At 52.6% G+C, this 5,831-nt stretch carries 5 protein-coding genes and 2 pseudogenes; 5 read left to right on the top strand and 2 right to left on the bottom strand.

Going from position 1 to position 5,831, the window contains the following annotated elements; translation table 11 throughout:
• On the top strand, positions 1–244 hold a 244-nt coding region (locus Q0835_RS29160), incomplete at its 5' end, for a helix-turn-helix domain-containing protein (RefSeq protein ID WP_298966856.1).
• Positions 245–333: 89 nt separating this feature from the next.
• On the opposite strand, the gene Q0835_RS29155 is transcribed toward Q0835_RS29160, so the two are convergent.
• On the bottom strand, positions 334–891 hold the full coding sequence (locus Q0835_RS29155) for a GNAT family N-acetyltransferase (RefSeq protein ID WP_298966855.1): 558 nt from the start codon (positions 889–891) through the stop codon (positions 334–336).
• Between the two features lie 185 nt (positions 892–1,076).
• Between Q0835_RS29155 and Q0835_RS29150 the strand changes: the two are divergent.
• From Q0835_RS29150 to Q0835_RS29135, 4 genes and pseudogenes are all read left to right on the top strand, one after another.
• Positions 1,077–1,765: pseudogene (locus tag Q0835_RS29150) on the top strand (IS5 family transposase); the annotation flags it as partial.
• A 209-nt stretch (positions 1,766–1,974) separates the two neighbouring features.
• Positions 1,975–3,495: a Fic family protein gene (locus Q0835_RS29145; RefSeq protein ID WP_298966853.1), complete on the top strand. Its 1,521-nt coding sequence runs from the start codon at positions 1,975–1,977 to the stop codon at positions 3,493–3,495.
• Positions 3,492–3,647 carry a DUF4365 domain-containing protein gene (locus Q0835_RS29140; protein WP_298966851.1) on the top strand — a complete coding sequence of 52 codons (156 nt, stop codon included), beginning with the start codon at positions 3,492–3,494 and terminating at the stop codon, positions 3,645–3,647. The genes Q0835_RS29145 and Q0835_RS29140 overlap by 4 nt, the downstream gene beginning before the upstream one ends.
• Before the next feature lie 313 nt (positions 3,648–3,960).
• Complete coding sequence (locus tag Q0835_RS29135; RefSeq protein ID WP_298966849.1) at positions 3,961–5,187, top strand: ATP-binding protein; 1,227 nt, start codon at positions 3,961–3,963, stop codon at positions 5,185–5,187.
• A 268-nt stretch (positions 5,188–5,455) separates the two neighbouring features.
• Here Q0835_RS29135 and Q0835_RS29130 read toward each other — a convergent pair.
• Positions 5,456–5,761 (bottom strand): annotated as a pseudogene (locus Q0835_RS29130) (DDE-type integrase/transposase/recombinase); the annotation flags it as partial.
• Positions 5,762–5,831 lie beyond the last annotated feature (70 nt).

The raw sequence follows: 5,831 nt of genomic DNA, 5'->3' as shown, positions 1-5,831 counted from the left end.
ACTGAAGATGTCGTACTTCAGTACCTTGAGAAGCACATCGATAATCCTACCGGCATCAGCCGGTAGTGGTTTAGTCCGCGCCAAAGGCAAGCTGCGCGGCAAGCAGCCAAAACTATCTGACAAGCAGCAGAAAGAACTCTGCCGCATGCATGGAACCGGAGAGTATTCAATCAGCGACCTGGCCGAAGTGTTTTCCGTTTCCAGACCAACCATCTATAGGACACTCAACCGGCATCAGACCTGACTTATGCGGCACCATGACCAGCCTGGTAAGGCGTGGGACTTCTCTACCGCAAATGGATCGGGCGTTCACGGCAGCTTTTTGAGACAGGCTCAAGATGCAAGTTCGATCTTAAACTCGAAAGTCTCATGGCCCCCAAGAGCCTTGTCAGCACTATAACTTCTTATCAACTTGCCCCCCGCCTTCTCGATCACACGGACCGACGCAGGATTGTTAGGGCTGGCGGTTATCTCAACATAATCCAAACCAACTGCCTTCGCCTCGGGCAGAATTGCGACGAGCGCCGCAGATGCCAACCCTTCTCGCTGCCGCCACGGCACGACGGCATATCCGATGTGCCCTGAACAAGTGGGTGGCAATTCCTCCGTCCCCGGCTTCCATCGCAAGCCGATGTGGCCGCAAAACTCTCCATCCCATATCCATCGGCGAATGCTAGGTAGGCGGGGTACTTTCGAGCCGTCCGGTAGAGTAACCGGCCCAGCCTTTGCAGTCGGATCATCAAGGTTTGAAACGAATAACGCGGCATCCTTGTCAATGCTCTGTAACTGTTCTTGCGTTGCTTCAGCTCGCAATTTGTCAGGCGACCATCCTCTTCGTAACGCCGAGACATATGCGGGTATGTGATCAATGCTTGGTTTGAGCAATCTCATTTTACGAACTCGATAATGGAGCTTCTACTGCCACAGACAATCATGTGAGCCAAAGCATCAGTCAATATGGCTCACTTGGTAAATCAGCCGCTTATAAGACGAAAAAACGATTAGGCTTCAGGCCCATAAAATGGCTATGCAAATCAGTTGCAGTCTGATTCAAGTTCCTAAACAGGAGTTTGGCGATGTCCGATGGCTTGTTTTGGCTCAGCGATGAGCAGTTTTCGAAGTTGCAGCCGCTGTTGCCGACCGATACGCGGGGCCCGGCCCGTGTCGATGACCGGCGGGTGATCAGCGGCATCATTCATGTTCTGAAGTCGGGCGGTCGGTGGGTCGATGCGCCGGAGGTCTACGGGCCGAGGAAAACCCTCTACAATCGCTTTGTCCGCTGGTCGGAGAAAGGTGTCTGGACAGAGATCTTCGACACATTGTCCCAAACCGGCGGTCCTGTTCTGGAAGTGATGATCGACAGCACAGCCGTTCGGGCGCATCGGGTCGCCCATGGCGGCAAAGGGGGGCTCAAGCCCATGCCCTGGGCCGAGCTCGTGGTGGTCCGGGAACAAAAATCCACGCCCTGAGCGACAACAAGGGACGCCCAATCGCCTTCCACCTGACGGGAGCCAATGTCTCGGACTTCACAGGAGCTGAGGCACTCTTGCCGCTCGTTCCGGCAAACGGCGTTCTGCATGGCGATAAAGGCTACGACAGTGACCGGATCCGCCGAGCCGTCGAGGCGCGCAGTTCGCTGCCAAACATCCCTCCCCGCAAAACACGCAAATGGAAAAACTGTTTCTCGCCATAACTTTACAAGAGCAGAAACGTCATCGAGAGGATGTTCGGCGGTAGTGTCGCAAATTTTATATGCCTTTCAACAGCCAAACCTCAAGGCAGGATTAACACGACAATCTTTGCAACACGCCCGTTTGTTTTGCGACTATGATTTGCATGGCATAATAACCTAATCATTGATCGTCATCTCTGCCTGATTTTCGTCCGTCACAAAACTCTAACCTTTGCTCGACAAATAATTCTAAGTGATGTACTGCGCCAAAATCTAAAAAATGACCAAGAACCGAGAATGCTATGGCAACTGCAGCAGAAAAACTCGCAAGCTCCTTGGAAGAGTTGAAAGCCCTACAAACAAAGGGGGCGGTGGCAATTCGCTCAAAGGACCTTTCGCGTACACATCGCGAGCGGTTGATGAAGTCAGGCTTCCTCAAGGAAGTCATGAAAGGATGGTACGTCCCATCCAGGCCCGAGGAAAATGCTGGCGAGAGTACAGCCTGGTACACATCCTTCTGGGATTTCTGTTCTCAGTATTTGAGCGAACGCTTTGGAGATGACTGGTCGCTTTCACCCGAGCAAAGCCTGATCCTGCATGCGGGTGATACGTCCGTACCTTCACAGCTGCTGGTACGCGCGCCAAAGGCAGGCAACGCCAGAACCGATATGCCGCACAATACGTCACTTTTTGAAACCAAAGCGGTCATTGCTCGAGGCGAAGGGCTAGAAGTCAGAGACGGGCTACGTATGTTTGCAGCCGAAGATGCCTTGATACTTGTCCCCGAAGCGTTCTTTAGGAACCACCCAACGGAAGCGCGGACAATTCTGGCGACAATGCCTGATGCATCTCAATTGCTTGGACAACTCCTAGATGGCGGTCATACACGTGCTGCAGGTAGATTGGCAGGTGCCTTTCGTAGCATCGGCTCTGAAAAGATCGCAGATGAAATCCTGTCCGCTATGAAGAGCGCATCCCATGATGTGCGAGAGGTAAACCCATTTGATCAATCCATAACTGTGGCAAACGCAGGACGGATCACATCTCCTCACGTGCATCGTATTCAACTGAAGTGGGAGAGCATGCGGGGTGACGTAATCGAGCTATTTCCAACGGCTCAGCCCATCACCAACGACACTGAGGCATATCTTAAACAGATCGACGACATCTATGTGACCGATGCTTATCACTCTCTTTCAATCGAAGGGTACCAGGTCTCACCCGAACTTATAGAAAAGGTACGAACCGGAAGCTGGAATCCGAAAGACAACGCCGAAGATCGTGCGTTAAAAGATGCGCTCGCCGCTCGAGGCTATTGGGAGGCGTTTCAGCGTGTGAAGGACAGCGTGAAAGCGGTTCTGGAGGGATCCGATGCCGGCGAAGTTGCTGAGAGGGACTTGAGCGACTGGTATCGCAACCTCTTCGCCCCGTCGGTCACTGCTGGCATTTTAAAAGCCTCACAGCTGGCGGGTTATAGAACAGCGCCGGTCTATATACGGCAATCTCAGCACGTTCCCATGAGCGTGGAAGCTGTCCGGGACTGTATACCGGTCTTTTTTGATCTCCTAAAGGAAGAGACGAATCCGGCAGTCCGGATTGTCCTGGGGCATTTCATCTTTGTGTTCATCCATCCGTTTCTTGATGGGAACGGGCGCATTGCACGATTTTTAATGAACGTAATGATGGCTGCAGCAGGACAACCCTGGACAGTCATTAGAGTTGAGCAACGAGTGGAATATATGCGGGCGTTGGAGGCCGCAAGCGTACAGGGAGATATTCGTCCCTTTGCGGCCTTTTTGGCAGAGACGAGAGCAGCAAAATGACAGATCGACATCGTACCGAGCGACTTGGTGTAAATGCTGTTGAGAACGCCTTTTTGAAAATGAACTGGTTGTTCCGAGTACAGCCGATCAGTGACTTTGGCATCGATGCTCACGCCGAGCCAAAAGATGCGGGCGGACCGAGAGCCGGATAGGTGTCTCAGTCCTCAACAAGATGACTTCCCTCGCACGTCCCACGTTCGAGCGCATCTCATGATGCTAAATTCCGGGAAAGGGGCCGCTGCGGGCCGCACAAGAATTTATGCAACAAGGTCGCGTTTGAGGGGAACGACGAAGCCCAAATCTTGCGGGTCTGATCGCTCATGCTTTCAATCGGTCGGGCTTTGACTTTCAATTAGTCGATTCGTAAGTGTTAATCAGTCACCGCTTCACTTTCAAATAGTCGGAACTTGACTTTCAATTGGTCGGGTGTGTAGTTTCAATCGGTCGAGGGGAGTTAAGTCGCACATGTATCCGAGATTTGCCAAAACCAGAGTGGAGGAAGGGTTGTCTGACACTCGTGTGGTTCTCATCTCGGGGCCGCGTCAGTCCGGAAAAACGACGCTTGCAACCGACATCGCGTCGGACAAAACACCCTTTCTCACATTGGACGATGCCAACGTTTTGCGGTCGGCAATAGATGACCCGGTAGGGTTCGTCCGCGGATTGGATCGCGCCGTGATCGATGAAATCCAACGCGCGCCAGACCTCTTGCTCGCTATTAAGAACTTGGTCGACGACGACACAACTCCAGGACGGTTCCTCCTAACGGGTTCGGCCAACCTAATGACCATTCCCAAGGTGGCGGATTCCCTAGCTGGCCGCATGGAGGTCGTTCGGTTATTGCCTCTCTCGCAGGCAGAAATCCTTGGAACGAAATCGAGGTTCATCGATCGCGCGTTTGCTGGAGAGAAGCCGACGGCCGACCATATGATCGTCGGTGATGACCTCGTAGAAAACGTCCTTTCGGGCGGGTATCCCGAAGCGCTAGGTCGAGCACGATGGTCGCGGAAGCAGGATTGGTATCACGGCTATCTTGATGCGATCGTCCAGCGCGACGTCCGAGATGTGGCTCAGATCGAACAACTCGCCATCATGCCAAAACTGATGTCAGTGCTTGCCGAGCACTCAGGACAGTTGGTCAACTACACGGGCATCGGTGCCAGCCTCGACCTCAATCATGTCACCACACAGAAATACGTCAGTGTCTTCGAAAGCCTCTACCTTGTTCATACGTTGCAGCCTTGGTTCACAAATCGGCTAAAGCGACTGACTAAATCGCCCAAACTACATTTTTTCGATGCGAGCCTCCTCGCGGCGATGCGAGATGTCTCACCGGACGTGGTTCGAAAGGACAAAACGAGTTTCGGTGCGATCCTGGAAACTTTCGTGTTCAGCGAACTGCGCAAGATCGCAACGTGGAGCGAGCAGAGGTGCTCGTTCTCGCACTTCCGAGACAAAGACAAGAACGAAGTCGATATCGTACTGGAAAATAGGCGCGGAGAAGTCGTTGGGATTGAGGTGAAATCGTCTGCCACGGTTTCTGCAGGTGACTTCTCCGGCATGCGCAAACTGGCGGAGGCATGCGGGAAGAAATTTGTTCAAGGCATGGTCCTCTATGATCATGACCAAGTCGTTCCGTTCGGGGAAAAATTGTTTGCTGCACCGCTTTCATGCTTGTGGAGCACACCATGAGGATTGTCAGGCGAAGATGCATCGAAGATATGGCGGAATGGTATTTCTGCTTCAGTATTGGATGGCGAAACTTCCGCGCGCATATCCCGCTAGCTGCGGCTAAAGGAGTGCCGGAATGACTATGTCGCAAGCAGACTTTTTGAAAGACGCATTGAACTGCGGAAGTGCATTGATCAGAGAAGCATCTCTGGGTCAGCAACAAAGCATAAGAAACGGTAGTGTCGCAAATTTTTCCTGATGTGAGACCAATGGCTTTGTCTTGACACAGTTATCCTGCGAGTTCGATGAACTGGCGGTAAGCAGGCACACCCGGCTGGTTCAGTTGTCCCTTGCGGATCATGTGCGCTGTTTCAAATCCATCAAGGGTGGCACTTGCTGAATGGAACACTTTGAAGCCCATCATCGGCCTGGTCAGTTTCTTGATGAACCGGTGGTCCTGTTCCGCAATGTTGTTCAGGTATTTGACCTGAAGGATGTCGATGAAAGACCACCAGAAGCCAAGGACAAGCAGGGCGATGTTGATGTTGGTCAGACCCGCCAGATTGGTGCCGCTCTTGTCCATCACAATGAACTGATGCGGTGGATGCCCCCACCCAGCGGCATCGAGTATACCAAGACGGTTCTATATTCACCGAGCGGAGGGG

The organism is uncultured Roseibium sp. (assembly GCF_947499295.1).
Taxonomy (GTDB): domain Bacteria; phylum Pseudomonadota; class Alphaproteobacteria; order Rhizobiales; family Stappiaceae; genus Roseibium.
The sequence above is the reverse complement of the archived record's forward strand: the minus strand, read 5'-3'. Positions and strand labels throughout refer to the sequence as shown.